This window comes from Streptacidiphilus sp. PAMC 29251, from assembly GCF_054208735.2.
In genome coordinates this window covers 5110467-5136862 of the sequence record NZ_CM135725.2, presented here as the reverse complement: position 1 = coordinate 5136862, position 26396 = coordinate 5110467, and the positions used below count along the sequence as shown (strand labels likewise).

The window sequence follows — 26396 nt, the reverse complement described above, 5'->3', positions numbered from 1 at the left end:
GAGGGCACACAGGCAACGGCGGCGTGCTGGTGCGGCATCAGGTAGTCGATTCCTGGCTGTCCTTGTCGTGGTGGGTGAAGGTGCTCTTCACCCCCAGACCCTAGCCCCGACACCCTGGGCATGCCGGTGACCTGCGGATACTGCGGTCAGAATTCCTTGGCGTCCCGGCTCTGGCGGGTCCTGGCTGCCGGACGTGTCGAAAGCTGCGGCTGCCTGTACCGGTGGCCAGTGGATCGCGGGGTAGGCGAGGGGTTGAGGCAGTCCCTGTCTCGAACCGATGAGGGAGACGACTATGGGTGCCGACGACAAGGCTTCGAACGCTGCGGACAAGCTCAAGGGCAAGGTCAAGGAGGGTACCGGCAAGGTGACCGGCAACGAGCGCCTTGAGGCCGAGGGCAAGGGCGACCAGGCCAAGGGCGACGCCAAGCAGGCTGTCGAGAAGGTCAAGGACGCCGTCAAGGACTGACCGGACCAGAGCAACGGAAGAGGGGTCCGCCCGTGGGCGGACCCCTCTTTCCGCGTGTGCGGGTCAGCGCCGGTTGATGCGGGGGAAGACGGCGTCGTCCAGGATCAGGCCGATCGCGACGGCGATCGGGATGGCGAGCAGGGCGCCGATGATGCCCAGCAGTGATCCGCCGATCAGGACGCCCAGGATAGTGACCAGGGGGTGGACGTCGACGGCGTACTTCATGGCCCTGGGCATGATCAGGTAGTCCTCGGCGACGCGGAAGACGATGTAGAACACGGCGGTGGCGATCGCCACCGGCAGGGAAACGACCAGGGCGACCAGGGCCACGACGATGCCGCCGATGGTGGAGCCGACCATCGGGATCAGGTCCATCACGGCGACGAACACGCCCAGCGCCGCGGGGTAGGGGACGCCGAAGGCTTCGAGCCATATGAACGTGGCGACTCCGGCGATGACGGAGGTGGCGAGGTTGCCGAGCATGTAGCGGCCGGTGCGCAGCAGGATCTCGTCGGTCAGCTCCGCAGCGTGTTCGCGCTTGCTGCCCGCCACGAAGCGCAGGCCGAAGGCTTTGAGGGAGGGCAGGCCGGCGAGGAAGTACATGGTCAGGGTGATCACCAGGAACAGGCCGGTCAAGGTGGTGGCGACCAGTTGCCCCGCGCCCATGACGCCGTCCAGGACGTTGCCGCTCCCGGTGCCCAGGGCCGACTTGGCCTTGTCGGTCAGGTGGTAGCGGTCCTCCATCTGCCCCAGGAAGGAGTGGTGGTCGTGCAGTTGCTGCAGCCAGATGGGGATGTTGTGGACCAAAGCATTGATCTCGTTGGTGATCGGGGCGATGAACAGGGTCGACAGGCCGCCCAGGATCAGGAACAGTCCGATGATCACGATGACGACGGACCAGGTGCGTTTGAGGCCGCGGCGGGTCAGCAGCCCCACGAAGGGGTCCGCGCTGACGGCGATGACCAGGGCGAGCAGAACGAGCAGCAGGATGTCCTGCAGGTGCTGGACTGCCTGGACGAGCCAGTAGGCGAGCAGCGCGCCCAGGCTCAGGCGGAAGCCGATCGAGAACCAGGACTGCGCTCCGGTGCGGGTGCGCAGCGCGGCCGGGTCGCCGGGTCTGCTGGTGGTCTCGGCAGGACTACTGGGCGGGGGGATGCTCATGGCGATGCTCCTGAACGTCGGGCGTGAGCCCGAAGGCCAGGCACGGAAGGGGAAGGACAAGCTGGCCCGATTCTGGCGGTGCTCAGACCCGGGGTGCGAGGGGGGCGTGGGTGCCCGGGGCCAGGATTTCCTCCAGGACGACGCGTACGGCCTCGAACGCTGCGGCGCGTGACTGCTGGGCCAGGGCCTGCAGCGTCGCGCCGTCCTGGAGGTGGTCCTCGACCAGTTCGTAGTTCTTCGCCGACTCCAGCTGCGCCCAGTCGTGCGCGCGCTGGATCCGGGTCAGGAGTTCGGTGGTGCTGATCTCGGCGACCACGCCGACGTCGAGCTGCACGGGGATGGAGGTCACCGGGATCAGTCCTGGGCCAGCAGCTGGGCGCGCAGCGTGGTCAGGATGCGGGACAGCAGCCGCGAGACGTGCATCTGGGAGAAGCCCAGGACCGCGCCGATCTCGGACTGCGTCATCTCCGCGCCGAAGCGCATCGACACGATCGCCTTGTCCCGCTCGCTCAGTTGCGCCATCAGGGGTTTGAGGGATTCCAGGTCGATGACCAGGTCCATGCCGGGGTCGACCTCGCCCAGGCGGGCGGTGAACGCGGACCCGTCCCCGCCGTCCTCATCGCCAGGGGTGCCGGCGTCGATGGAGCTGACGGAGTAGCCGTTGGCCGCCACCAGGCCCTCGCGGACCTCGGTCTCGGTCAGCTCCAGGTGCGCGGCAAGCTCGGCGGTGGTCGCCGGGCGGTCGTTGGCGAACGCCAGTTCATCGGTGGCCTTCGCCAGTTGAAGCCGCAGCTCCTGCAGGCGCCTGGGTACGTGGACGGCCCAGCTGGTGTCGCGGAAGAACCTTTTGATCTCGCCGATGATGGTGGGCATCGCGAAGGTCGGGAACTCGTTCTCCTGGGCCAGGTCGAACCGGTCGATGGCCTTGATCAATCCGATCGTGCCGACCTGGATGATGTCCTCCATCGGCTCGCTGCGGGTCTTGAACCGGCGCGCGGCGAATTTGACCAGGGTCAGGTTCAGCTCGATCAGGGTGTTGCGCACGTACTGGTACTCGTGCGTCCCCTCCTCCAGCACCGCCATCCGCGCGAACAGGACCTTCGACATCGCCCGCGCGTCGGTGGCCGTCGCATTGCGCGGGTCCGAAAGATCGAGGTCCCCGTACGGCTGTGTAAGGGCCGGTGCCGCTAGGGGAGCCGTCGCGGGTGCTGTGCGGTGGGGGCGGGCGGTGATGAGCTGGGTGCTGGTCATCGGCATCCTTCGCTGGTACCTCCCGCATGAGGAGCCCCATGAAGGCGAAACGACGCGTACTCGCGCTCGCGCACCCGGCCCATACCCCGCATCCGAGAGTTCACCACCGCAGGACGCAGATCATTGCCGCACGCCGTCCCCCGACACGTACTCCCCTGTGGGAAAGGCGGCGCTGCGTTCCGCGGGAGGTGTGGTGAAGAACTGGCAGACTGCTCAACGGCGCGGGCATACGGCTGGGTGGCCGTCAGGGGGCGAATCCGACCAATCTGGGCAAAGCTCCCGTCGGTCTGCATCTATGGCAGCAGGCCGGGCAGGCGCTCAGCGGGGGAACACGGGAGGCAGAGCACATGGATATCGGGAAAGGCTCATCCCTCCTACACCACAGCACCATGACGTTCGAGGACCGGCCCGGGGCCGTGAGTGCGGCCCATGATCAGACGGTGCGGTTCCTGGCCACCTGCGGACCGCTGCCTGCCACCTGCGTGCAGGACGCGCTGCTGCTGGTCAGCGAACTGGTCACCAACGCGGTGCGGCACGCCCTCGGCGTGTGCGCCCTGGACCTGAGCGAGGACGGCACTCAGCTGACCATCGCCGTTACCGACACCAGCCCGGCCCCACCTCGGCCCCGCACCCCTGATCTCCTGGCCGGGCGCGGCGGCTTCGGCTGGCATCTGCTTCTCACCCTGACCACCCACTTGCACATCGTCCCCACCCGAGCCGGTGGCAAGAGCGTCATCGCCACTGTGCCCTGCGCTGCGAGCAGCCCCGAGTAGATGCCGCCACAGGCCCCCGATGATCTTGCAGGAGCTGATGCGGCGGGCAGTGCTGTGGGTCTCCAGTAGGGTGCGGAACCTCGGTCTTCGCGCGGAGATGGCAGGACGCCGGAATGACGAACGCGCGTGCGAGGCACCATGTGACGGTGACCGGCCAGGAGAAGGGGCCGGTGGTGGTGCTGTCCCACGGCTTCGGCTGCGATCAGAACATGTGGCGGCTGGTGGTGCCCGCCCTTGCGGAGCGATTCAAGGTGGTGCTGTTTGACCACCTCGGAGCGGGCCGATCCGACCTGTCGGCCTGGGACGCGCGGCGGCACGCCTCGCTGGACGGGTACGCGGACGATGTCCTGGAGCTGCTGGCGGAGTTGGACCTGGGGCCGGTGACGTTCGTGGGCCACTCGGTGAGTTCCATGATCGGGGTGCTGGCGGCGGTGCGCGCCCCGGAGCGGTTCGCCCACCGGGTCGGTGCGGCAGAAGCTGTTCTCCAGCTCCGCCCCAGCTCGGGGCGCTCCGGATTGCCCATGATCACCGGAGCCATCGCACCAGACCACCCCAGGTAGTTCGAATCCAGCGACTCCAGCAGCTCCTCGATGTCGGCCGCACTGAACCCGCCTCGGTAAATCGCGGGCAGCTTCGCGCGGGCCACGTTCCTGTCCGACAACCGGGGCGACCTGGCCAAGGTGACCGTGCCCACCCTGGTGCTGCAGTGCACCAGCGACGCCATCGCGCCCCTGGGTGTGGGTGCGTTCGTGCAGGGCGCCATCGCGGGCAGCGAACTGGTGACGCTGGAGGCGACTGGGCACTGCCCGCAGCTCAGTGCCTCGCAGGCCACTGCGCAGGCGATCACAGCGTTCACGGCAGGCGCGCGGTGATGGCCGCGGCCGGCCCGGACGGCGCCCTGGATCCCGAGGAGCCGGAGCGGGAGCCGCTGGACGAGCGGGCGGTGTTCTCCTCCCTGCTGGAGGACAACGTCGAGGACCTGTACGAGAACGCCCCGTGCGGCTACCTGTCCACGCTGCTGGACGGGCAGATCGCCAAGGTCAACACCACCCTGCTGGACTGGCTCGGCTACCGGCGCCAGGACCTGGTGGGCCGCCGCCGTTTCTCGGACCTGCTGACCGTCGGCGGGAAGCTCTACCACGAGACGCACTTCGGGCCGCTGCTGCAGATGCAGGGCCAGGTCAACGGCATCGCCCTGGAACTCAAAGCAGCCGACGGGACCCGGCTGCCGGTGCTGGTGACCTCGCAGGTCAAGACCGGCAGCGACGGGCAGCCCCTGCTGATCCGCACCACCGTCGTCGACGCGCGCGAGCGCCGCGCCTACGAGACGGAACTGCTGCGCGCCCGCAAGGACGCCGAACAGCGAACCCAGGAAGCCGAACAGGCCCGCCGCGAGGCTGAGCAGGCCCGTGTCCTGGTGGAGGTCGAGCGCGAACGCCTGCAGCGCCTGGCCGCCACCCTGCAGCGTTCCCTGCTGCCACCGCTGCTCAGCGCCCCGCCGGGAATGCAGGTGGCCGCGCACTACTCCATCGCCTCCGCCGACGAGGTCGGCGGCGACTTCTACGACGTCTTCCCACTGACCGAAGGCCGCTGGAGCCTGTTCCTTGGCGACGTGTGCGGCAAAGGCGCACCCGCAGCCGCGGTCACCTCGCTCGCCCGCTACACCCTGCGGGCCGCTGCCGCCTACGACCCCGACCCCGCCTCGGTGGTCTCCCACCTGAACACCGTGCTCCAGCACGAGTACCACGGCTTCGACCCCAGGTTCTGCACCGTCGTCTTCGGCCTGCTCACCCCCGACCCGAGCGGCGGCTATGCGCTGACACTGGCCAGCGGCGGCCACCCGCCCGCCTTGCTGCTGCGCGCCGACGGCACCGCCGACTGGGTCGAGACCCCCGGTGGGCAGCTGATCGGCGTCCTGCCCGACCCGCACATCACCACCACCACCGTGCCCCTGGGACCGGGCGACACCCTGCTGCTGTACACCGACGGCCTGACCGAGGCCCACAGCGCCATAGCGGCAGCGGACCCCGCAGCCGAGGGCGACCGCTACGGCGACCAGGCCCTGCACGACTTCGCCACCGCCCTGGCCCCCACCACCCCGAAGGCAGCCATCACGGCCCTGACCGGCCTGCTGGAATCCTTCGGCAGCGGACTGGACGACGACACCGCCCTGCTCGCCCTGGGCGTGCCCGCCACCAGCACCGAAGAGACCCCATGAGCGAACTGGCCATCACTGTCCGTACCGCCCCCACCGGCACCGTGCTGCACCTGAACGGGGAACTGGACTACCACTCCGGCCCGAAGGTCCGCGAAGCCCTGGCCGCCCTGACCCTGACCCCGGGCAACCTGCTGGTCCTGGACCTGGAACACCTGACGTTCTGCGACTCCACCGGCATCACCACCATGATCGCCGCCCGCAACTACGCCCACGCCGCCGGCACCGACCTCGCCCTGGCCGCCGTCCCCGCGAACGTCCAGCGCATCCTGACCATCGTCGGACTGGCCACGGTCCTGGCCAGCTACCCCAGCACCGACCAGGCCCTGGCCGCCCAGACCCCCTGACCCGCGATCGGCCGTCCGAGGACATCACCGCGGACACCTAAGGGCCAACAGGCGCCGACGCAACGCACAGCAGTGGGCACCGGGCATCCGGAGCGGAACGGCTCGACCCGGTCGCGGATTCCCTACCTTGTCCATACCCGCACCCCGCACGCGGGGTGCGGCGCGGTGGAGATAATCAGGGCCGCTTGACCCCTCTGACAGCCCGCCGACCGGTTCGGCGGGCTGACCCATGCCATCCGCGGGAGTGCGACTGTGACCACCACGACTGCCAGCAGCTCCACAGTGGCCAACCCCGATGCAGCCGACCTGGACGAGAGGAGTTCCCCTCAGGCCAGGGTGGCGCCGTTGCGGCATCCGATCTCCCAGCAGCTGCATGAGGAGCGCACCCGCGGAGAACTGCTCGCCGACAACATCGCCGCGCAGATCGGCTCCTGGCGGTTCCTGATCATCCAGAGCGTCCTGGTGCTGCTGTGGATCGCCCTGAACCTGACCGGGCTGCTCCTGAAGTGGGACGCCTACCCGTTCGTGCTGCTGAACCTGCTCTTCAGCGTGCAGGCCGCCTACACCGGCCCGGTGCTGCTGCTGTCGCAGAACCGTTCCGCCCAGCGCGACCGGATCATGGCCGAGCACGACTACGCCACCAACGCGCACGCCGAGCAGCTCATCGAGGCGCTGATGAGTGAACTGCTGCGCAACAGCCAGGCCGTGCTGGCCATCGCCTCCTTCCACGGCATCCAGCTGCAGTCGCTGGTCGAGCACGAGGGTGACCTCAACGACAAGGTCGATGCCCTGCAGGGTCAGCTCGCCGAGGTCGGGGACGTTCTGGCCGACCACGAGAAGGCCCGCGAGCAGGCCAAGGACGACCAGGAGGCGCAGTAGCCCGGGGCGGCGCAGCAGTACCCCGCTCTACCGGTGACCACGCCGCCTCGCCGGGGCGCGCGTCTGCCTCCACACGCCGCACGCTGTGACCGCACCGGTCCTCACTCGTTGAGAGCACAGGGGCCGCCCGCCATCCCCCCCCAATGAGACCGGGCGGCCCTGCCCGGCCCGGCCAGCGGTGCGGTTGTCACCTGGTGGTGTCGGAGAACAGCGGGCCGCCGGTCCGGGGGCGCGGTTCGGGTGCCGCGGGCTCGCTCGCGCCGCCGGGAGGGCTCTGGAAGATCGCCTGGTCGATGGGCGACAGGTTCTGCCGGTCGCCCACGGGGACGGCAGCCGTGGGGGCGGAAAAGTCGGGGGGTCCGAGAGGGCGGCGCTCAGTCATGCGTGCAGTGTTCCAGGCGCCCGTACCGGCTGGGCGGCGCTTCCTTCGTGTTGGTCCCGGTGGAATGGATCGCCCAGGTCGGGGCAGTGGGCGTGGGGCGGGTCGTTGAGGTGACGCTGCCCTGGCCAAGGAGAGCGGCGTGACACCCCAGCCCCGTGCCGCCTTGATGGTGGTGACCGCGGCGCAGGACGTGGTGCGGCTGCGGGCTGTGGTCCGGGCCTTCGCCCGCGCACAGCATCTGGACGACGCGCAGGTGATGCTACTGGTCGCCACCACCGGGGAACTGGCTCTCAACATGCTCGTGTACGCCGGCGCAGGCACTGTGCGGATGCAGGCCGTGGCTCGCCCCGGGCGAACCGGGGTCTGCCTGGTCTTCCAGGACGACCCGCGGGAGCCGGCAGTGCCTGGGGTGTCGCCCGGTGATGATGAGCGCCGGCCCGGGGCGGTGGCGGGCCTGGACCGGCCGCGGCGCCTGTTGGACGAGTTCCGAATCGACTGGTCCCCCCAGCGCGGCACCAGAGTGCGCGTGACCCAGTGGGGCCCGCGCCCCGGCGGTTGAGGGTGTGGCAGGCGGGGACCGGTAGGAGGGCACGGTATGGGTCCATGCAGGACCGTTCCCCACCTGCCACACAACGTTCACCTACCCCGGATCAGGCCAAGCGTGCCTGGACGTGGCGATGCGCCGTCCACCATCGAGGTGGGCGGCGCATCGGTGAAGCAGGGCGGTACCTCAGGTGAGGGTGGTCACCAGCGGTACCAACGCCCGCGGTTGCCGCCGGAACCGGCGCCGCGGAAGACGAACCCAAGCGCCCACAGGACCAAGACGACGATGGCTATCCACCACAGGATGTGGATCGCGAAGCCGGCGCCACCGAGGATCAGGGCGAGAAGCAGAACAAGAAGGACGGGACCCATAGTTATCACTCTCCTACAACAGCGTGTGCCCCCACTCGAACGGCGTAAACGGGGCAGTGAGCTGCGCGGATGTGCGCCGGTTAAAGACACTGGGCGCAGGTGCGGTGCGCGCGCCGTTGGAGGGTCGCCCCTCGTGCTGGAGGTAGAGCAGGCCGGCGCCCAGGTTCTGGGCGGTGCGGATGCCGTGCAGGTCCAGGCCCAGCTCCACCAGGGTGATCGCGACCGAGGGAGCCATGCCGACCACGACGGTGCGCGCCGCTGACCACCACCGGCACCCGGCCGTTCTTCGACATCCAGCCCAACCTGACCGCCGCCCTGGCCCAACTCAACGGCTGACCGCCAATCACCGCGCGACCGCGCGCTGGCTCGATGTCCGCACGCGCCAGGTCGCCGACCGGCTCGCCCGAGAATGCGGTGCGTGGCGGCTTCGGTCACCGCCAGGCGAGGTGGAGGACAGCGAGGTCGTCCGCATGGCGTCCGGCATTCAGGGTCTGGGCGCTGGAGACCACCTGGTCCAGCAGGACGTCGGTGGGGCGGGGTGCGGCCTGGGTGATCAGTTCGATCAGGCCGGTGACGTCCAGGCGCTCGCTGCCTGGTCCCCGGTAGCCCTCGGTCAGACCGTCGGTGTAGAGCAGCAGCGCCCCACTGGGGGGTAGGTCCGCGGTGGTGGCGGGCCAGTGCTCCAGGCCGGGGGCGACGCCCAGGGCGATGCCGTGGGCGCAGCTGACCTGCTGGGCGGTGCGGCCGGTGAGCAGGAGGGGTTCGTGGTGGCCGGCGAGGTGGAGGGTGGCCCGCCTGGCGGCGGGGTCGATGGCCACGGTGGTGACGGTGGTGAACATGTCGGCGCGGGGGCGTTCGGCGACCATGACCTGTTCGAGGTAGGACAGCAGGGCGGTGCCGCGCTGCCCGGACAGGGTCAGGGCGCGCCAGGTGATGCGCAGGCACACCCCCAGGGCGGCCTCGTCCGCGCCGTGCCCGCTGACGTCGCCGATGACGGCGTGGACCTGGCCGTCGGCGGTCTGGACGACGTCGAGGAAGTCGCCGCCGAGCAGGGCGCGCTGGCGGCCGGGCAGGTAGCGGGTGGTCGCGGTGACATCGTCGGTGCGCAGGAGCGGGGCGGGCAGCAGACCGCGTTCCAGGCGGATGTTCTCAGCGGCCTGCAGGCGGTTCTCGCGCAGCTCGGCGGTGGCGCGTTCGGCTGCCTTGCGGTGGACGGCGTAGCGGATGACGCGGGTGAGCAGTTCGGGTTCGACGTGGCCTTTGACGAGGTAGTCCTGGGCGCCGCCGGCGACGGCCTGGGAGCCGGCGGTGGTCTCGGCAAGTCCGGTCAGGACGACCACGGCCGCGTGGGGGCAGGCGGCTTGGACGGCGGTGACGGCGGGGACGCCGTGGGCGTCGGGCAGGTGCAGGTCCAGCAGGATGCAGTCCGGGGCGGCCCGGCCGACCTGGTCCATGGCGGCGGCCATGGTGGGCACCCAGGTCAGGCTGTGGCCGAGTTTGGTGTCAGCCAGCAGTTCCTCGACCAGGAGCGCGTCTCCGGCGTCGTCCTCGACCAGCAGGATGCGGTAGTGCTCCTGGTCCGGGTCGGTGCGGCCGGCGGGGGAGAACTGGGGGGAGGTCATGGGGCGGTGTCCTGGGCCGGGGTGGCTGCTGTGCCGGGATCGGGCAGCCGTTCGGGGGTGACGGGGTCCGTGGTGGGGGCGGTGGCGGTGGTGGGCAGCGTGAAGGCCATGCGGGTGCCCGGCGTGTGGTCGGGGTCCACCGCGATGGTGCCGCCGTGGAACTCGACGATCTTCTTGACCATGGCCAGGCCGATGCCGTTGCCCGCATACGCCTCGCGGGTGTTCAGCCGCTGGAAGATCACGAAGACCCGCTCGACGTACTCGGGGCCGATGCCGATGCCGTTGTCGGTCATCGCGAACCGCCACAGGTCCCCGTCCTGGCGCGCTTCCAGGTGGATGCGCGGCGGCCGGCCGGGGGCGCGGAACTTGATCGCGTTGGTGAGCAGGTTCTGCAGCAGCATGCCCATCTGGGTGCTGTCGGCGCTGATCGTGGGCAGCGGGTCATGGGTGATCTGGGCCCCCGCTTCCTGGGCGGCGATACTGACCGCGTCCACGGTGGTGTTGAACACCTGCTCCAGGTCCACCGGGGTGTACTCCTGGTGCATGCGCCCGACGCGGGAGAACGCGAGGAGGTCGTTGATCAGGGTCTGCATCCGGTTGGCGCCGTCGACCGCGAAGGCGATGTACTGGTCGGCGCGCGCGTCGAGCTGGTCGGCGTAGCGGCGCTGCAGCAGCTGGCAGAACGAGGCGACCTTGCGCAGCGGCTCCTGCAGGTCATGGGAGGCCACGTAGGCGAACTGCTCCAGCTCCGCGTTGGAGCGCTGCAGGTCCGCTGCCTGCTCGTTAAGGCGCTGGCGGGCCTGGTCGGTGAAGTCCAGCTCGTCGGCCAGGCGCCGGCGCATGCCCTCCACGTCGGCGGCCAGCAGCCGCAGGTCCGCTGGGCCCGCCGTGGTGGTGACCGGGCGGGTGAAGTCGCCGGCGCTGACCTGGCGCACGTCGTCCGACAGCTGTTCCAGGGGTGAGGTCACCCCTCGGCGCAGCCCGGTGAAGATCAGTGCGGACAGGAGCAGGATCACCGCCGCGATGGCGGCGAAGATCCAGTCGCGCAGGGTCTGCACGCTCTGCAGGGCGTTGTACTTCTCGTTGCGCTCGTTCATCAGGTGGGCCTGCTGGGTGGCGGCCACGGCCCGGATCGCGTCGAACTGCTGCTTGCCCAGGTCCGCCCGGCTGGTGGCCAGGGCGATGGGAGCCCCAGGGGGCGAGGCGGCGATCGGCTCGGCGATGTCGCCCTGCCACACCGCGGCCTTGGCCAGGACCGCGTCCAGGTCCGCGCGGGCGACGGGGTCCCCGGTGAGCAGGGTGTGGAGCTTGTCCACGGCGGTCTTCTCGTCCGCCAGCCCGGAGCGGTAGGGCTCCAGGAACTGGGACTGCCCCGACAGGCCGTAGCCGCGGATGCCGGTCTCCTGGTTGATCAGCGACATCTCCAGGCGCACCGAGTTCGTCAGCGCGGGCGAGCCGGTGTTGACCATCGCATCGGTCACCGAGGTGGCTCGCGCCAGCACCCATGCCCCCAGCAGTCCCAGCACCAGCAGGACGGCCAGGGCGCCGCTGACGCCGACGGTCAGCCAGCGCCGGGTGGTCCACCGCGATCCCAGCGGTATGCGAGGGCCCGCCTGCGGGGGGTGCTGCTCGGACACGCGCGTACCTCTCGCCCAGCCGACCCACAACCCGGAATCGGTACCGGGGCAGCGCCGCGTCGGCGCCGACACTGTACCGCCCCCGTCCAACGACCCTGAATATGCCGTTCCCGACCGGGGCGTGCGCGGGGGTGGGCGGCGCTCCCTCGGCGGGCCCGCACGCGCCGGTGCGCCGTTGGCCGTGCGGGATTGGCCGCACTGTGGCTGGTGCGCAGCGGCCCGATATCATCGAGAGCAGCGGGCGCGCGCGGTGACCCGTCCGCGCCTGCACCGCTCCCGCCCCGCACATTCCCGCGCACCCCTGACACCGGACCGGAGCCTCTTGACATGATGGCCGCCCTGGCAGCGTCCCGCCCCTACGACATCCTGCTGGTCGAGGACGACCCCGCGGACGCCATGCTCATCGAGGAGGCCCTGCTGCAGCGCGGCGCCGCCCGCGGCATCCATCAGGTCGAGGACGGCGTCGCCGCGCTGGAACGCCTGCGCGACCCGGCCATCGCCCTGCCGGACCTGATCGTGCTCGACCTGAACATGCCGCGCATGAACGGCCGCGAACTCCTCGACATCCTCAAGAACGACGACGCACTGAAGATCATCCCCGTGGTGGTCCTGACGACGTCCAACGCCCCCGACGACGTCAGCGGCGCCTACCGGAACCACAGCAACGCTTACATCACCAAGCCCGTCAACCTCGACGACTTCATCCACGCCGTCCAGTCCATCGACGCGTTCTTCCTCGACACCTCCACCCCGCCCACCAACCCGCGCCCCTGACCGCCAGGACCCCATCCGCGCAACCGCACGCCGGGCGAACCGGTGGTCCGGCTCGCTCTACCGCCGCCCCGAACTCGTCCTCACTCCGGCCGCGAAGATCGCGGTACGCGCCCACGGCCTGGCCCCGGCCACCACGGTACGGGCGCTGACCCTGGCCAACCGGCTGCTGCCCAAGGCCGCAGCCGTTCCCGGGCACAACACGGGCGGCACCGCAGCCGGCCGACGCCTGGGCAGCCGCACCGTCAGCCTGCTGACGACCTGGGGCGACCGGGTCGCGCGACGTAACAACGAACCCGGCAACCACGCCGCCCCATCGTGAGACCTCAGCCCCGGCGATGCCCGAGCAGGGCGGCGCACCACGGTCTGGCCTGGCTTGGCCGCCCAGAAGGACGGTGGCCAGGCCCGGACCTGGGCCTATGAGGCCGCGACCGCTCTGCGCGACACTGGGCGGCGTCACCGGCCGCGTCGTCTGCGGGCGGACCGGCAGCAGCCCCACGCCGCTTCCTGCCCTGGTACGCGTGAGGGCTCAAGGAGCGAAACGGTCCGCGGGCTCGGCCCCCGAGAAGTAGGTCAGTGCCCGCTCCTGGTAGCTGGCGAAGGCGTCCCGGTCGTGGGAGTCGTAGGAGGGGGCATCCTTGGCCTGGGCGCGGGTGCACGCCAGCAGGACGCTCTGTTCCTCGTGGTCGACGGCCGCGATGATGCCCAGCGGCAGCACCAGCTGCTTGCCCAGGAACCAGGGGCCGGTGGTGACGGTCAGGTGCGCCTGCCCGGGTGTGGTGTCCGTGCGCAGCACCGTGCCGACCTTCCCGTCGCTGGCATGGACGGTGTAGCCGGTGACCACCCCTGGCTCGGCGCGGTCCGCCTCCGGATGGGCCACCTCCTGCTGGTAGTCCTACAGGTTCGTCTGGTCGTACGAGTGCGGCATGTCCGTGCTCCCTTGCTCTGGTGCGCTGCCCCGTCACCGGGTCTGCCGACGCGGTGAGCGCCCCCGCGGGGCAGGCAGATCCGGCCCTGACACGTGTGCCCGCACCAGCGCCCAGCAAGCGCGGACTTCCCGGGCTGGAACCCGGCCGCACGAAGCCCCCCGCGGACTGGTCCCAGCAAAGCCGGCCCTGGCCAGGCGGAGAGGCATGGGCAGCGGGGAGCCGGGAAGATACAGGTCACCACACCACCGGACGGTGACGACGCCTATCGCCACCGCGACAAGGAGCGATCATGGCGCTGCCCCAACTCACGGCCACCGACCGCACGGACGCGCTGGCCAGAGCCCTGGTCGTGCGCCGCGAACGCAGCGAACTCCTGACCAGCCTCAAGGAGGGCCGCGTCACCCTGTCCGAACTGCTTAGCACGCAAGGAGACACGGTCGGCAAGATCCCGGTACGCCGACTGCTCGAAGCGCTGCCCGGCATCGGGAAGGTCCGCGCCGCACAGACCATGGCGGAATTTCAGATCGCCGACAACCGGCGCATCCAGGGCCTGGGTGCCCGCCAGCGCGAACTGCTCCGGGAGCGCTTCTCCACGGCACAGTGACCAGATGCCCCGGCGCAGTGGCTTCCCCGAAGACCCCTCATACCGGTGACGGCTTGCTCACCGTCGCGCGGGCGGGTGCCGACGGGGGATGTAGTGAGCGCCCTCATCAGGCTGTCTCGGTCAACGCCCGGCCCTGTCTGACGTAGATGGGTCGGTCAGTGCACAGGACTTCGGCTGCGAGCACCCCAGAATACTGCCGGGGGCGGACTGGCCGGGTCCTGTTGCCGCCGCGCTGTGCCGGGGCGTCGCAGGGCCGTGTCCTGTGGTGGCGCGAATGCCGGGGCGGTAGCGTGGCCGCCAGGAGCAGTCGTGGTTCCGAGTCGTACTCGCCCGTGATCGCGATCACGGGCGTTTCGCTGCCCGGGAAGGCGCCACAGACGAGATGGGCCGAACGCGGTGGCCGCACAGTGCGGGCACCGGCGGCTGCGCATGTCAAGGAGATCAGCATGGCCAGTGGCACCGTGAAGTGGTTCAACGCCGAGAAGGGCTTCGGTTTCATCGAGCAGGACGGCGGCGGCGCCGACGTCTTCGCCCACTACTCCAACATCAACGCGCAGGGCTTCCGCGAGCTGCTGGAGGGCCAGAAGGTGACCTTCGACGTCACCCAGGGCCAGAAGGGCCCGCAGGCCGAGAACATCGTCCCGGCCTGACAACCCCGGAACCCGACGACGCCCCGCCGACAGCCCGCAGCTGTCGGCGGGGCGCCGTCGCTCGCTGCCGCGAAGCGGGTGCCGCGGCACAACGGGGGAGCTGCGGGCAGATGGCCGCTCACGTCCTAGGGCAGCGCCCGCGCGTGGCGGCGCCCCGTGAGGGAGCCCGGTGGCCAGTGCGGTGTGGCCCGCTACCAGGCCGGTCGGCGGCGTCCCCACAACGGCCGGTGGCCCGCGCAGGCTGCACGGGGTGAGGGAAGTTGATCCAGGTCGGCGTCGGTGACGATGTCGGCACGCCCACCCAGCAGACCAAGGCGCTCGCGCAGCACCGTGGCCGCGTGCTGACGGCCCACCTTGACCAATCCGAAGTCCTCCATGGCCCTGGCCAGGACTTCGTCCACGGTGACCAGCACCATCTGGTCGCGGTCGGCCGCGAAGCACGCCCGGCGCAGCGCCCAGTCCGCCGCGTTGGCCAACGCACGGTGCTCGCGGCCGGCCGCGCGCACCTCGCGCCCGACCTCACGGCGCCGAGCCGCCCACACCAACAGCACCAGCGCCCCCGAGGCCGCCAACAGCCACCGACCGAAACTCACCTGACCCCTCCTCATCACACGACGAACCGTTGCCAACCATCTACCCCGCCCCACGGCCTGCGACGACAAGCGACACGCTGCCAGTCAGTTACCACGCCCACCGGAGCGCCGGGCAGCCGACTGGCACAACCGGAGTGGAACGATGCGGCATTCGCCCCCAGTTGGTGCAATGCGCGAAGCACCCGTTCCAGGGATCGTTGAGTCGCCGTTGACCGCGATTTCGTGTCCGGGCGATCCTGTATATCCGCGGTGATAGCCGCGCCGCGAACACCCCAACTACCTTGTTGCGCATACCGACAACGAGGGAATGTGGACCCATCACGCCACACCGCGCAGCGGATGTGTCTACCATCACGGGAACACAATGGCTTCAAATGACGGGTACCGCGCTCATGGCAGACACAGAAACCACCAGGCTCGAAGCGGTTCTCGCCGGGATCCGCGACTACCTCACCGGTCAACTGGAGCAGTTGAACCTGGAACTGGCCCAGGCCGAGCAGGCGGTGGTAGAGCTGGACCGGGAACTCAACTTGAAGCAGGCGTCGGTGAACGTCCTGACGGACAGCCGTGACCTCTTGGTTTCCACGCTGGCCGAACTCGACGAGACCAAGGATTCCGGGACGGTCGCGCGATCGCGTCGCTCGCGCAAGGCCGCAGCCAGCACGGTGACCCCCGACCTTGCGGAACTGGTCCAGGGCGACGGCGTGGTGGGAGCCCTGCCCGACAGCGCCCCAGCCACCCAGGGCCAGCAGACCGAGCCCATTTCCAGGTCGACGAGCAGCACCATCCAGGACCAGGTCCTCGAATACCTGAACACCACCCCTGGGATTCACAAGGTCGCCGAGATCGCAACCGCGGTAAGCGGCCCCGACGCTTCGCCCTCGGCCGTCCAGGGCATTCGCCGCGCCCTGGCCGCACTCCTGACGGCTGGACACGCCGAGAAGTCGGCGCAGTCAGGCACGGCCTTCTATTCCGCTACCGCTCCCCCCGCGGCGCCTGCGCAGAAGGCCGGGACGACGCGAAAGAAGGCCGCGCCCAAGGCCGCGAAGGGCGACCTCCCCGCAGCAGGCATCGCCGAGGACAAGTCATCGAGTTCAACCGCGCGAATTCCCGCCGCGCGTAAGGGAAAGCCCGGCTCCAAGGCGCCGGCGGCCAAGCAGGCCGCACCGAGGAAGAACACACGGAAATCGGCCGCCGCTGCGGTGGCTGGTGTACCGGAGGCCGCACCCGTGTCGGCCGCGAAGCCGGTCCGGGCAGATCGCCCCACCATCGTGGCCACCCTCCGCGCCGCCTCGCAGCCACAGTCGGCCACGGACCTGTCCCGGACCGTGATGGGGGACCAGTGGAAGCCCTCGGACGCGACCAACTTCCGCAACGTCCTCAAGAGCCTGGCGAAGGAAGGCACCGTGGCCATCGTCACGGGGGAGAGGAACCGCTCCCACTACACGGCCGCACCCACCGCCTGATCCAAGGCCAGAACCCCGCCGTCCCGGCGACCGCCGTGAGGCCCGCAAGGGCCCCGGTGCGCCGGAACCGCAGGGGCGGAACAGTGCCGCGCCATGCGCCAGCCGTCGCACACGCGTGCTGGGCGCGGCGCGGCCCCCGGTCACAGCGCTCGCCGACGCCCCGCGGCATGGCCCGCTGGACAGTCCAATGCCAGTGGGGGCTGTCCACAGCCTGTGGATAACGCGGATGCCCATCCGCCGCGTGCGGCCGGAGAAGGCAGGGCAACAACGCCTTCGGCCCACGCGGCTGCAGGGGGCGCTCAGAACGTGCTGCGCGCGGTGCGATTGGTGCCCCTGCGGGACGTGCTGTCACAGTGGTTCGCTCGTCGAGCGGGACCGAAGGGGCGGATATGCCGCAGGGGCTCAGCAGTACCGCGTGGGACGAGGAGTTGGGCGCTGTGCTCGGCTGGCACGAAGCCGAGGTGTACGCGCTGGCCTACTACCAGGATCCCGAGGGATTGGTGGGGGCGGCGATGACCGGGGCCAGCTCCCTGCGGGCGCATGTGCACGCCGCGGTCGACACGCGTGAGCTGTTCCTGCAAGCCGGCCGCGGGGCCCGCCTGTCCACTAGGGGCACGGTCGTGATCGGAGAGGCGGTCTACCGGGTGAGCGCGGGTGAGCCCGTCGGCATCGACGGCCGCCTGCACACCGTCGCCCACCTGGCAGCGCCCGGATCCGACCTGGGAGCCCACGTCGTGGACGGCCCCGGACGACTCCTGGTCGGGTTCTGGGACCACGATCGCGGCCAGGGCCACCAAGCGGCCCTGGCAGCGACCGTGGCCTGCGCCCGGCTCCTGTTCGCCCCCGCACCCGAGCCTTGGAGTTAGTCATCCCCGGTCCCTTCCGGTCCCGCCCCGAGGCCGGGAAAATTCGGGGTTGGTGCCCGTCCCGATGACGTCGATCCCGCTTGGTGCTGACCGTTGAGCCCGTGAGTTAGTCGGACGCGGGGGCTGAGTGCAGGACTCCAGTGTTGTTGCCGTGGGCACGCAAGAGAGCGTCTTCGAATCCTGTAGCCCCGGAAGGGCGGGCACCGCCGACCGCACAGCAGAGCCTTGCGGAGAGAGGCAGGTCAGGGGCATGGATGTCATCGTCGAACGGTGTGCCGGGGTGGACCTGGGCAAGAGTGAGTGCAAGGTCTGCATCCGGGTCCCCGGTCCGGGCAAACGGATCCACTACGAGGTGCGCACGTTCTCCACCATGAGCGATGACCTGCTGGAACTGCGGGACTGGCTGGTCGCCAACCAGGTGTGCTGTTCTGCCGGGGTCCAGCGGACGTCGGGGGTGCAGGATCTGGCTCAGGGGCAGGCGGTCTCCGGTGTTCAGGGCAGTGCACAGGTGTGCGGTGATGGTGCTGGGGCTGGTGGGCATGGGGCCTCTCGGGTTTGCGGCGCGGTCCGGGGGTCGTACCGGGGTCAGTGGGCTGCTGTGGCTGGTTCGTCAGATGCGGTGCTGGGCTGGTGCAGGCTGGCCAGGACGGATTCGTAGGTGATCCAGCCGGCCAGTCGGGTGCGGGTGGGGTCCAGGACGGGCAGTCCGGCTGTGCCTGCGTGTGCGAGGGCGTCGAGGGCATCGGTGAGGTCGTCGGCGGCTGTGATGGTGGCGGGTCGGTGGGTGATGGTGGCCAGGGTGCTGATGGGGTGGGTGCCGTCGGCCAGGGCTTGGGCGGTGCTGCGGGCGGTGGCGGTGCCCAGGTAGGTGCCGTCGGTGGCGCGGACGGGCAGGACGCCGTGCGGGGAGGCGGCCAGCCGGTCCGCCGCCTGTGTCAGCGCCATGGTCTCGGGGAGGGCTTCGGGGACCGGTTCCATGACCGCGCTGACGGTGATCCCGGCGAAGGGGGAGGTGTCGGGTCCGGCGTCGAGGTCGATGCCGCGGCGGCGCAGCTTGGCCGTGTAGATGGTGTCGTGGGACAGGGCGCGGCTGACCAGGGTGGCCAGCACGATGGCGGTCATCAGCGGCAGGATGACGGTGTATTCGCCGGTGAGCTCGAACAGGATGATCACGGCGGTGATCGGGGCGCGGGCAGCTCCTGCGAACACGGCGCCCATGCCGATCAGGCCGTAGGCGCCGACCGGTCCGGCAGCGCCGGGTACCAGGTCGTGGGCGGCGGCGCCGAACGCGGAGCCGAGCATCGCGCCCATGAACAGCGAGGGGGCGAACACACCGCCGGAGCCGCCGATGCCGATGGTCAGGCTGGTCGCGACGATCTTGCCGACCAGGAGCACGAGCAGGAATCCGATGACGTACCTGCCGCCGACCGCGTTCTCCAGCACCGGGTACCCGACCCCGTACATCTCGGGCAGGAACAGCAGCAGCAGCCCCAGCAGCAGGCCGCCGACGGCCGGGCGGGCCCATTCGGGGCCGCGCCAGACCTTGTCGCAGGCGTCCTCGATCCGGTACAGGACCTTGCTGAAGCCCACGCCCAGGGTTCCGGCGAGCAGTCCGAGCAGCGCGAACAGCAGGTACTGGGACAGGTGCTGGACCTGGAAGGGCGGCAGGTGCAGGAAGGGGTTGTCGCCCAGCGCTGCGCGGCCGATGACGGAGGCGGTGACCGAGGCCAGGACGACCATGCCGAAGGACTCGGCGGTGAAGTCGCCCAGGATCAGCTCCATCGCGAAGAACACCCCGGCCAGCGGGGCGTTGAAGGTCGCGGCGATACCGCCGGCGGCGCCGCAGGCGACCAGGACCTTGAGCCGGTCCTCGGCGACCTTGACCCAGCCCCCCAGGCTGGAGCCGAGCGCTGAGCCGATCTGCACGATCGGGCCCTCGCGTCCCACCGAGCCGCCGCCGCCGATGCACAGCGCCGAGGCCAGGGATTTGACCAGGGCGACCTGCGGGGCGATCTTTCCGCCGCGACGGGCGACGGCGTACATGACCTCGGGCACCCCGTGGCCGCGTGCCTCGCGGGCGTAGCGCTGGACCAGCGGCCCGTAGATCAGCCCCGCGACGACCGGGGCCAGGAGCACGAAGAACCGCCCGAGCCAGGGCACGTGCGGGTTGGCGGCGTGGCCTGCGGCCGAGTAGTCGGTGTGGCCGGAGAGCAGCAGCGTGAACGTCCTGATCATCCAGCGGAACGCGACCGCGCCCAGTCCCGCGCCCGCACCCACCGCCAGCGCCAATGCCACCAAGCCGCCCTTGGACTCGCGCAGACCCACCCACAGGCGCGACAGTCCGCGCTGCAGCGCGATCGGCGCGGCCGGGGATATGCGCCCGGAGGTCGGTCGGGGCTTGGTGCTTACAGGCTCGTCCATGCTTGCAGTATGCAATGTTTGCACTGTCTAAAGAAAGGCGGAGGTGCCCTCGTCACCGTGCGGGCGCGCCGCAGGGGGTAGAACTGCTGTCATGCCTGAACTCCTGCCGTCCCAGGAACCCGCCCCGATCAACGCCATGGTCGCCGCCGTGGTGACCGCCTCCCGTGTACTGGTCGCCATCTCCGCCCGGTCGCTGGCCGCGGTCGAGGACACCCTGACCGTCCCCCAGTTCCGGATGCTGGTGGTCCTGGACACCAGCGGTGCCACCAGCCTGTCCCGCCTGGCCGAGCAGCTCGCGGTCAACCCCTCGACCGCGATGCGCATGGTGGACCGTCTCACCACGGCCGGTATGGTCGAACGCACCGCGGACCCCGAGGACCGCCGAGTGGTTCGCCTGGTCGCCACCGGCGCGGGAGGTCTGGTGGTGCACGCGGTCACCGAACGCCGCCAAGCCGAGATCGCCGAAGTCGTGGCCGCCATGCCCGAGGAGCACCGGGGCACGATGGTCCGCGCCCTGCAGGCATTCGCCGACGCCGCCGGCGAGGCCCAGGTCGACCCCACCGCCTACACCGGACTCGCCCTGCCCGGCTGGACCTGACCGGCGCCCCCGTAGACCGCGCCTGGCAGGCCGCTGCACACCGACGGGTCCAGGGCTCCGAGTCCGCCGGGAACCCGGCGATCGCAGCTCGGTTCAGGACCCGACGTATGCGCGGCGGACACAGTCGCAACCGGCGGGCAGCCCTTCTCGGACCGACCGGGGAATCGCGCTCATGCCAGGCCGGGACCATCACGGTGCTGCCACCGCGAGAGTTGCGTGACCTCGACATGGTGGGAGAACACCGAGGCCTACGCGTGGAGCTCCCCCGCCAGTACCGGACGGCACAAGGCCTGGCCGGGGCGAAGCCGCAGCCCTGGTAGCGGGCAGACTGTTCCGCACGGTGCGGCCCCGCGCCTGCGTCGCCCTACGGGCGTTGGTCCAGTTCCACCCGGACCGAGCGCTCGACCAGGATCGGTACGAACGTACGCACCGGGCGGCCCTCGAATCGGTGCCGGGTACGCCGGAGCACCCGGTCCACCTCGCCCGGAGATACCACCGGGTCGTAGCGGCGGTGCAGTTGTTCACGCACCCGCTCCAGCGCCGCTTCCTCCTGTAGCTCCACCAGCATCCGTTGCCTCCATGGATCAGGGTCCGACACACCACCGCGTCCAAGCCCGGCTCTTGACGGGCCCGGCCGCGCGGCGGGCCCACACGGGCTTACAGGTCGTATGCCCACGGCCGGGCCCGGATCCAAGTCCGGGAGATGAACAAGATGTGCGGGGACGCGCACGCGCCCGCATCCGCGGCGCCGGGCGAGTACCCACGGGGCTTGGCCGTGTCCGGGGGCGTTAGGACCCCTCCGCGCGGAGAGACTGTCCTGGACAGCCTCCACCCACCAGAAGGAGTTGGCCATGACCGTGCCGCCCCAGCCAGAGGACGCCGACACCGCCGACCTCTACGCCGACTTCCAGGCCACCGCCGACCGACTCATCGCCCACTACAGCCACCTTGCCGACAGCGCGACCACCGACCAGGACCACGACGCCTGGTGGCGCCGCACCACCCAGGTCCGCGACGACAAACGCTCCGTCCCCACCCGCGACCGCGCCCAGATCTCCGCCCACACCACCCGGTGGGCCGCCGAACTCGCCAGACTACAGACCAGCAGCACCAGTACCAGCACCGGCTGACGACCGACCACCAGGCTGGACCGGTCAGCCACCGTCACCGGCCCATGGTCAGGTGCCTCCCTCGTCCGCGGCGCACCCACGGGATGCAGGCGGACCAGGTCAATGAGGTGTACGGATGGTCAGGCGTGGTCGGAGCCGGGGTAGTTGATGCGAACCAGGTCAAGCCCCACCGGGGCCAGGATGCGCTGGACGCCTGCGGGTACCGCGGCCAAGGAGATATCGGTGCCGGCCGCGTGGGTGTAGCTCCTCGCCCGGGCTATTCATTGGTCCCCCTGAAGGAGAACCGGCACCGGCGGCCTCTCACGCCATGGGCGCATCCCGAGCCGGGCACCCCGCCTGCAGGCCGCGTCGCGGCTTCGCCCCGGTTCGGTCTGATCGCAAGGGGTAGCCGCCTCATGCGGGGCCGTGGTCGAGACAGTCGCGGATCGCATCAGGCGCCGAGGGAAGGTCATGGCTGAGGATGAGTGAAACCGCAGGTCAAAGTTGCGATGCCATGGTGATCTTCGGGATCACCGGGGATCTCGCCCACAAGATGACCTTCCCCTCCTTGTACCGCCTCGAGGAGGCCGGGCTGCTCGACTGCCCGATCATCGGGGTCGCGCTGGAGGACTGGTCACCCGAACAGCTGCACGCCTCGATGAAGGAGGCGGTGGGCGCGGCCGAGAAGTCGGTGGACGACAAGATACTCCAGCGCCTGGCAGACCGGCTCAGCTATCTGGGCGGTGACTTCGCCGACCAGGCCACCTACCGGGAACTGGCCCACCGTTTGAAGGGCTGCTCCAGGCCGCTGTTCTATCTGGAGATCCCGCCCTCGCTGTTCGCCGGTGTCGTGGACCAGCTGGGCCGGGCCGGCCTCACCAAGGGCAGCCGGGTGATGGTCGAGAAGCCGTTCGGCCACGATGCCGACTCGGCCAAGGCGCTGAACGCGCAACTGCACCAGGTCCTGGACGAGCAGCAGATCCTGCGGATCGACCACTTCCTGGGCAAGCAGCCGGTCCTGGACGTGTCGTGCCTGCGCTTCGCCAACGCCCTGCTCGAACCGGTGTGGAACCGCGAGCACGTGGCCGCGGTGCAGATCACCCTGGCCGAGGACTTCGGAGTTGAGGACCGCGGCGCCTTCTACGACGCGGTCGGCGCACTACGGGACGTGGTCCAGAACCACCTCCTGCAGGTCCTGGCCCTGGTCGCGATGGAGCCCCCGCGGGACACCGGACCGGACGCACTGTGGGACGCGAAGACCGAGGTGTTCCGCTGCATCGCGGACGCAGACCCCGCGCACTGCGTGCGCGGCCAGTACCAGGGATACGACCAGGTCCCCGGCGTGGCCACCGGCTCCGATACCGAGACGTACGTGGCACTGCGGCTGGAGGTCCGCAACGACCGCTGGGCCGGGGTGCCGTTCTTCCTTCGGGCCGGCAAGGAACTCGCCACCCGCGCCACCGACGTCCGGCTGATCTTCAAGCAGCCCCCGCCCCAGCCCTTCCTCCAACTGCCCGACCAGACCGGCCCCAACCAACTGGTGCTGCGCATCGACCCCGAACCGGGAATGCGCCTGACGATGCTGTCCAAGGCCGCGGACGGAACCGGCTCCCGTGACGTGCACCTGGACCTGGCGTTCGCCCAGGAACTCGGCAAGCCCCCCACACCCTACGAGCGCCTCCTGCACGACGCGCTGACCGGTGACCGGTCCCTGTTCACCCGCGAGGACGCCGTCGAGGAGACCTGGCGCATCCTGCAACCCCTGCTCCGGCAACCGCCCGCGCCCACGCCCTACCCACGCGGCAGCTGGGGCCCCGAGACGGCGGACACCCTCGGCGAGGACCACCTCTCCTGGCAGACCGCATAGCCCCCACACCCGCTCCGCGCGCCTGGCACCTGTGCACCCCGAATGGAGTTCCCACGATGACGACAAGCACTCCGATGCAACTAGGTATGGTCGGCCTGGGCCGAATGGGCGCGAACATCGTCCGCCGGCTGCTGCGCGACGGCCACAGCTGCGTGGTCTTCGACACCGACCAGGACACCGTCCAGGCACTGGAAGCCGAGGGCGCCGTCGGCGCGAGCTCGACCGCCGACCTGGTCAGCAAGCTCACCCAGCCCCGGGCCGCCTGGGTGATGGTTCCGGCCGGTGACATCACCGGCACCGTCATCGACGAACTGGCCTCCCACATGGCCCCGGGAGACGCCATCATCGACGGCGGCAACTCCTACTACCGCGACGACATCCGCCGGGCCACCACCCTCCAAGAGCACGACATCGACCTGATCGACTGCGGAACCAGCGGCGGGGTGTGGGGCATCGACCGCGGCTACTGCCTGATGATCGGCGGACAGAAGGAAGCCGTCGACCGCCTCCGCCCGATCTTCGCCACCATCGCCCCCGGCATGGACTCCGTGCCGCGAACCCCCGGCCGCACAGGCGAGCCCCACCCCAGCGAGCAGGGCTACCTGCACTGCGGCTCCAACGGTGCGGGCCACTTCGTGAAGATGGTCCACAACGGTATCGAGTACGGAATGATGGCCTCACTCGCCGAGGGCCTCAACATCCTCCAGCATGCCGACGCCGGTGAACTCGCTGTCCAGGGCGATGCCGAGACGGCACCGATGGAACAACCCGAGTTCTACCGCTTCGACATCGACACCGCCGCCGTCAGCGAGGTCTGGCGCCGAGGAAGTGTCATCGAGTCCTGGCTGCTGGACCTGACCGCCTCGGCCCTGTTCCAGTCCCCGGACCTCAAGGAGTTCACCGGCCGCGTCTCGGACTCCGGGGAAGGGCGGTGGACATCGATCGCGGCGATCGATGAAGGCGTCCCGGCCCCGGTCCTGACCGCCGCCCTCTACTCCCGCTTCGCCTCACAGCACTCGGACGAGTTCGCGGACAAGACCCTGTCGGCGATGCGCAAGGGATTCGGCGGCCACGACGAGAAGAAGACCTGACCCGCGCTCACCCCGTCGGCGGCGGCTGTTCGAACCTTCATGCGCGTTGCTCTCGCCTGGGCCTGGGCAAACCCTGTCCGGCATTCGGTCCAGGTGATCCTGAGCCCACCGGCGGTACGCGGATCACCGGCCTGGATCACCTGGTCCTGCCCGTCGCGGATATCAAACGGGCCGTCAGGTTCTATCGGCGTTTGCCCCGGCATACACCCGGTCACGTTCGGCGCGGGACGCCACGCGCTGGCCTTTGGCACCAGCAAGATCAACCTCCATCAGCCAGGCTGCGAACTGCCCCCCACGCCGCGCGCTAACACGCGGGAACTCGCACCCTTGATTGGTCACCGACATGACGCAGGTCCAGGTCGCAGGGCACCTGTCCGCCTGCCCAGATCTGCACACCGGTGCCCTCGGACCCTTCACCAGCGCATCTGCGCGATCCCGACGGCAACCTGATCGGCGCGGTACATCGCACCGTGTGCTCACGTACTCGAGCGCATACTTCACGGGAGCGGGCATGGTCTCGGCTGCTTCCATGAGAACCATCTCGCACCTCCCGCCGCCTAGGGAAGGTCATGCACGGATGATGCGTGCCTTCAACGCCTGGCCGCCCCGCACTGAGATAGACGCTGATCATGAGGGTAAGCACTGGCATAGGCAGCGCGAGGCGGTCTTACCACAGCGACTCTTGTCGGAACTGGTCGACCACGGGACGGAGGCCACACGGGCTATGCGTCTTCGTGCATGATGCGGGCCGCGTAGCTACGGATTCCGTGATCGAACGGATGCCCGGACTCCGCTGCTGGCGTGGCGGCCCTCGCTTGCGCTCAGCTGCACAGCTACTGAACTCGATTGGGTGATGTCGGGCTGTTCGCCGGACAGCGTGCGGGTGGTTTCGGTAGTCCTGGTGGGGTGAGGTATCCGCAGGGCGGCGGCTTGACCGACGCCGAGAGGGCCGGGCGAGAGCGGGTCCGGCTCCAGGCCGTGACTGGCTTCGAGGCCGGCGAGAAGAACCGGGAGATCGCTGCCGCGTTGCGTGTCTCGGAGCGGTCGGTGGAACGCTGGCGGCGCCAGTGGCGCGAGGAGGGCCTGGCCGGGTTGGCGTCGAAGGGATCGCCTGGCCGACCTCGACTGTCGGAGACGCAGATAGCCAGGCTGGAGCAGGAGTTGGAGCGAGGCCCGCTGGCCCATGGGTGGGCCGACCAGCGGTGGACGCTGGCCCGAGTGCAGACACTGATCGGCCGCCTGTTCCACGTCTCGTACACCGTGGAGAAAACGTGGCGGCTACTGCGGCGGCATGGCTGGTCCTGGCAGTTGCCCGCCCGGCGCGCGATCGAACGCGACGACGACGCGGTCGAGTTGTGGAAGCGGGAGGTGTGGCCCCGGGTAAAAGCACCGCGGCGGTGAACGGAGCCTGGGTGGTCTTCGAGGACGAGGCCAGCCAGTCGATGACGCCGCCGCGTGCCAGAACCTGGGGTCGCCGGGGCTCCACCCCGGTCGTCCGGGTGCGCGGACGGGGCTCGGGCCGTGTCTCCATGGCGGAGATGACCTGCTACAAGCCCGGCGAGCGGTCCCGGCTGATCTACGCGATCCGCGAGTACCGGGGCCGAGCGGGCGATAGTGGCCGCCACGCACCGGTGGAAGGCCCCGAGGTCCCGGTTCACGTGGTTGACGACCGAAGCCTCGGTGCTGGGGATGTGCACGATGAGGCGCGAAGCCACATCGATGCCTATCAGCCCGAACAGACTGCAGGACCCGAAGACGACCACCCCGCCCTCGCTGAACCCGT

26 protein-coding genes and 4 pseudogenes are annotated in these 26396 nt (G+C 70.0%); 18 read left to right on the top strand and 12 right to left on the bottom strand.

Annotation, left to right across the window (positions count from 1 at the left end; translation table 11 throughout):
* The first annotated feature begins 292 nt into the window (after positions 1-292).
* On the top strand, positions 293-466 hold the full coding sequence (locus ACXKR8_RS24220; protein ID WP_458266671.1) for a CsbD family protein: 174 nt from the start codon (positions 293-295) through the stop codon (positions 464-466).
* A gap of 63 nt (positions 467-529) precedes the next feature.
* Here ACXKR8_RS24220 and ACXKR8_RS24215 read toward each other — a convergent pair whose 3' ends face one another.
* The 3 genes from ACXKR8_RS24215 to ACXKR8_RS24205 form a co-directional block, all read right to left on the bottom strand.
* A complete protein-coding gene (locus ACXKR8_RS24215) occupies positions 530-1627 on the bottom strand; it encodes an AI-2E family transporter (RefSeq protein ID WP_458266670.1) in 1098 nt (365 codons plus the stop codon).
* Between the two features lie 82 nt (positions 1628-1709).
* A complete protein-coding gene (locus ACXKR8_RS24210; protein ID WP_458266669.1) occupies positions 1710-1976 on the bottom strand; it encodes a hypothetical protein in 267 nt (88 codons plus the stop codon).
* A gap of 5 nt (positions 1977-1981) precedes the next feature.
* The gene (locus ACXKR8_RS24205) at positions 1982-2878 is read right to left on the bottom strand and encodes an RNA polymerase sigma factor SigF (protein WP_458266668.1); all 897 of its coding nucleotides are present in this window, start codon (positions 2876-2878) and stop codon (positions 1982-1984) included.
* A 389-nt stretch (positions 2879-3267) separates the two neighbouring features.
* Here ACXKR8_RS24205 and ACXKR8_RS24200 point away from each other — a divergent pair, with 389 nt between their 5' ends.
* From ACXKR8_RS24200 to ACXKR8_RS24180, 5 genes and pseudogenes are all read left to right on the top strand, one after another.
* The gene (locus ACXKR8_RS24200; protein ID WP_458266667.1) at positions 3268-3651 is read left to right on the top strand and encodes an ATP-binding protein; all 384 of its coding nucleotides are present in this window, start codon (positions 3268-3270) and stop codon (positions 3649-3651) included.
* 113 nt (positions 3652-3764) lie between these two features.
* Positions 3765-4523: pseudogene (locus ACXKR8_RS24195) on the top strand (alpha/beta fold hydrolase).
* Complete coding sequence (locus ACXKR8_RS24190) at positions 4523-5869, top strand: PP2C family protein-serine/threonine phosphatase (protein ID WP_458266666.1); 1347 nt, start codon at positions 4523-4525, stop codon at positions 5867-5869. The pseudogene ACXKR8_RS24195 and the gene ACXKR8_RS24190 overlap by 1 nt, the downstream one beginning before the upstream one ends.
* Entirely contained in the window at positions 5866-6213 is a 348-nt protein-coding gene (locus ACXKR8_RS24185; protein WP_458266665.1) for an STAS domain-containing protein, read from the top strand. Before ACXKR8_RS24190 ends, ACXKR8_RS24185 begins: the two co-directional genes overlap by 4 nt.
* 252 nt (positions 6214-6465) lie before the next feature.
* The gene (locus ACXKR8_RS24180; protein WP_458266664.1) at positions 6466-7092 is read left to right on the top strand and encodes a DUF1003 domain-containing protein; all 627 of its coding nucleotides are present in this window, start codon (positions 6466-6468) and stop codon (positions 7090-7092) included.
* Between the two features lie 187 nt (positions 7093-7279).
* Here ACXKR8_RS24180 and ACXKR8_RS24175 read toward each other — a convergent pair whose 3' ends face one another.
* Positions 7280-7474, bottom strand: coding sequence for a hypothetical protein (locus ACXKR8_RS24175; protein ID WP_458266663.1), 195 nt, complete (start codon positions 7472-7474; stop codon positions 7280-7282).
* Between the two features lie 139 nt (positions 7475-7613).
* Between ACXKR8_RS24175 and ACXKR8_RS24170 the strand changes: the two genes are divergently transcribed.
* On the top strand, positions 7614-8033 hold the full coding sequence (locus tag ACXKR8_RS24170) for an ATP-binding protein (protein WP_458266662.1): 420 nt from the start codon (positions 7614-7616) through the stop codon (positions 8031-8033).
* Positions 8034-8218: 185 nt separating this feature from the next.
* Here the strand turns inward: ACXKR8_RS24170 and ACXKR8_RS24165 are convergent, their stop codons facing one another.
* The 4 genes and pseudogenes from ACXKR8_RS24165 to ACXKR8_RS24150 all read right to left on the bottom strand — a co-directional run bounded on the left by ACXKR8_RS24165 (position 8219) and on the right by ACXKR8_RS24150 (position 11648).
* Entirely contained in the window at positions 8219-8389 is a 171-nt protein-coding gene (locus ACXKR8_RS24165; RefSeq protein WP_458266661.1) for a hydrophobic protein, read from the bottom strand.
* Between the two features lie 121 nt (positions 8390-8510).
* Positions 8511-8645: pseudogene (locus ACXKR8_RS24160) on the bottom strand (STAS domain-containing protein); the annotation flags it as partial.
* Positions 8646-8820: 175 nt separating this feature from the next.
* On the bottom strand, positions 8821-10011 hold the full coding sequence (locus tag ACXKR8_RS24155) for a PP2C family protein-serine/threonine phosphatase (protein WP_458266660.1): 1191 nt from the start codon (positions 10009-10011) through the stop codon (positions 8821-8823).
* Positions 10008-11648, bottom strand: a complete 1641-nt coding sequence (locus tag ACXKR8_RS24150; RefSeq protein WP_458266659.1) for a sensor histidine kinase — start codon at positions 11646-11648, stop codon at positions 10008-10010. The genes ACXKR8_RS24155 and ACXKR8_RS24150 overlap by 4 nt, the downstream gene beginning before the upstream one ends.
* Positions 11649-11975: 327 nt before the next feature.
* Between ACXKR8_RS24150 and ACXKR8_RS24145 the strand changes: the two genes are divergently transcribed.
* Entirely contained in the window at positions 11976-12422 is a 447-nt protein-coding gene (locus ACXKR8_RS24145) for a response regulator (RefSeq protein WP_458266658.1), read from the top strand.
* 526 nt (positions 12423-12948) lie between these two features.
* Here the strand turns inward: ACXKR8_RS24145 and ACXKR8_RS24140 are convergent.
* Positions 12949-13299: a PRC-barrel domain containing protein gene (locus ACXKR8_RS24140; RefSeq protein WP_458266657.1), complete on the bottom strand. Its 351-nt coding sequence runs from the start codon at positions 13297-13299 to the stop codon at positions 12949-12951.
* Between the two features lie 338 nt (positions 13300-13637).
* Between ACXKR8_RS24140 and mihF the strand changes: the two genes are divergently transcribed.
* Both mihF and ACXKR8_RS24130 read left to right on the top strand, forming a co-directional pair.
* Positions 13638-13952 (top strand): integration host factor, actinobacterial type, encoded by a 315-nt coding sequence (gene mihF, locus ACXKR8_RS24135; protein ID WP_458266656.1) that lies wholly within the window; start codon positions 13638-13640, stop codon positions 13950-13952.
* A 446-nt stretch (positions 13953-14398) separates the two neighbouring features.
* Positions 14399-14602: a cold-shock protein gene (locus ACXKR8_RS24130; RefSeq protein WP_380505530.1), complete on the top strand. Its 204-nt coding sequence runs from the start codon at positions 14399-14401 to the stop codon at positions 14600-14602.
* Positions 14603-14793: 191 nt separating this feature from the next.
* Here ACXKR8_RS24130 and ACXKR8_RS24125 read toward each other — a convergent pair whose 3' ends face one another.
* On the bottom strand, positions 14794-15195 hold the full coding sequence (locus ACXKR8_RS24125) for a hypothetical protein (protein WP_458266655.1): 402 nt from the start codon (positions 15193-15195) through the stop codon (positions 14794-14796).
* A 374-nt stretch (positions 15196-15569) separates the two neighbouring features.
* Here ACXKR8_RS24125 and ACXKR8_RS24120 point away from each other — a divergent pair, with 374 nt between their 5' ends.
* From ACXKR8_RS24120 to ACXKR8_RS24110, 3 genes and pseudogenes are all read left to right on the top strand, one after another.
* Entirely contained in the window at positions 15570-16661 is a 1092-nt protein-coding gene (locus tag ACXKR8_RS24120) for a hypothetical protein (protein ID WP_458266654.1), read from the top strand.
* A 389-nt stretch (positions 16662-17050) separates the two neighbouring features.
* A complete protein-coding gene (locus tag ACXKR8_RS24115) occupies positions 17051-17527 on the top strand; it encodes a hypothetical protein (protein ID WP_458266653.1) in 477 nt (158 codons plus the stop codon).
* A 250-nt stretch (positions 17528-17777) separates the two neighbouring features.
* A pseudogene (locus ACXKR8_RS24110) lies at positions 17778-17948 on the top strand (IS110 family transposase); the annotation flags it as partial.
* A gap of 164 nt (positions 17949-18112) precedes the next feature.
* On the opposite strand, the gene ACXKR8_RS24105 reads toward ACXKR8_RS24110, so the two are convergent.
* The gene (locus tag ACXKR8_RS24105) at positions 18113-19822 is read right to left on the bottom strand and encodes a chloride channel protein (RefSeq protein WP_458275074.1); all 1710 of its coding nucleotides are present in this window, start codon (positions 19820-19822) and stop codon (positions 18113-18115) included.
* Positions 19823-20039: 217 nt separating this feature from the next.
* Between ACXKR8_RS24105 and ACXKR8_RS24100 the strand changes: the two genes are divergently transcribed.
* Positions 20040-20546, top strand: a complete 507-nt coding sequence (locus tag ACXKR8_RS24100) for a MarR family winged helix-turn-helix transcriptional regulator (protein WP_458266652.1) — start codon at positions 20040-20042, stop codon at positions 20544-20546.
* Positions 20547-20910: 364 nt separating this feature from the next.
* Here ACXKR8_RS24100 and ACXKR8_RS24095 read toward each other — a convergent pair whose 3' ends face one another.
* On the bottom strand, positions 20911-21114 hold the full coding sequence (locus ACXKR8_RS24095) for a three-helix bundle dimerization domain-containing protein (protein WP_458266651.1): 204 nt from the start codon (positions 21112-21114) through the stop codon (positions 20911-20913).
* 283 nt (positions 21115-21397) lie between these two features.
* Here ACXKR8_RS24095 and ACXKR8_RS24090 point away from each other — a divergent pair, with 283 nt between their 5' ends.
* The 4 genes and pseudogenes from ACXKR8_RS24090 to ACXKR8_RS24075 form a co-directional block, all read left to right on the top strand.
* Positions 21398-21676: a hypothetical protein gene (locus ACXKR8_RS24090; RefSeq protein ID WP_458266650.1), complete on the top strand. Its 279-nt coding sequence runs from the start codon at positions 21398-21400 to the stop codon at positions 21674-21676.
* A 460-nt stretch (positions 21677-22136) separates the two neighbouring features.
* Positions 22137-23522, top strand: a complete 1386-nt coding sequence (locus ACXKR8_RS24085) for a glucose-6-phosphate dehydrogenase (RefSeq protein ID WP_458266649.1) — start codon at positions 22137-22139, stop codon at positions 23520-23522.
* Positions 23523-23578: 56 nt separating this feature from the next.
* Positions 23579-24613, top strand: coding sequence for a phosphogluconate dehydrogenase (NAD(+)-dependent, decarboxylating) (gnd, locus tag ACXKR8_RS24080; RefSeq protein WP_458266648.1), 1035 nt, complete (start codon positions 23579-23581; stop codon positions 24611-24613).
* Between the two features lie 906 nt (positions 24614-25519).
* Positions 25520-26223 (top strand): annotated as a pseudogene (locus ACXKR8_RS24075) (IS630 family transposase); the annotation flags it as partial.
* Positions 26224-26396 lie beyond the last annotated feature (173 nt).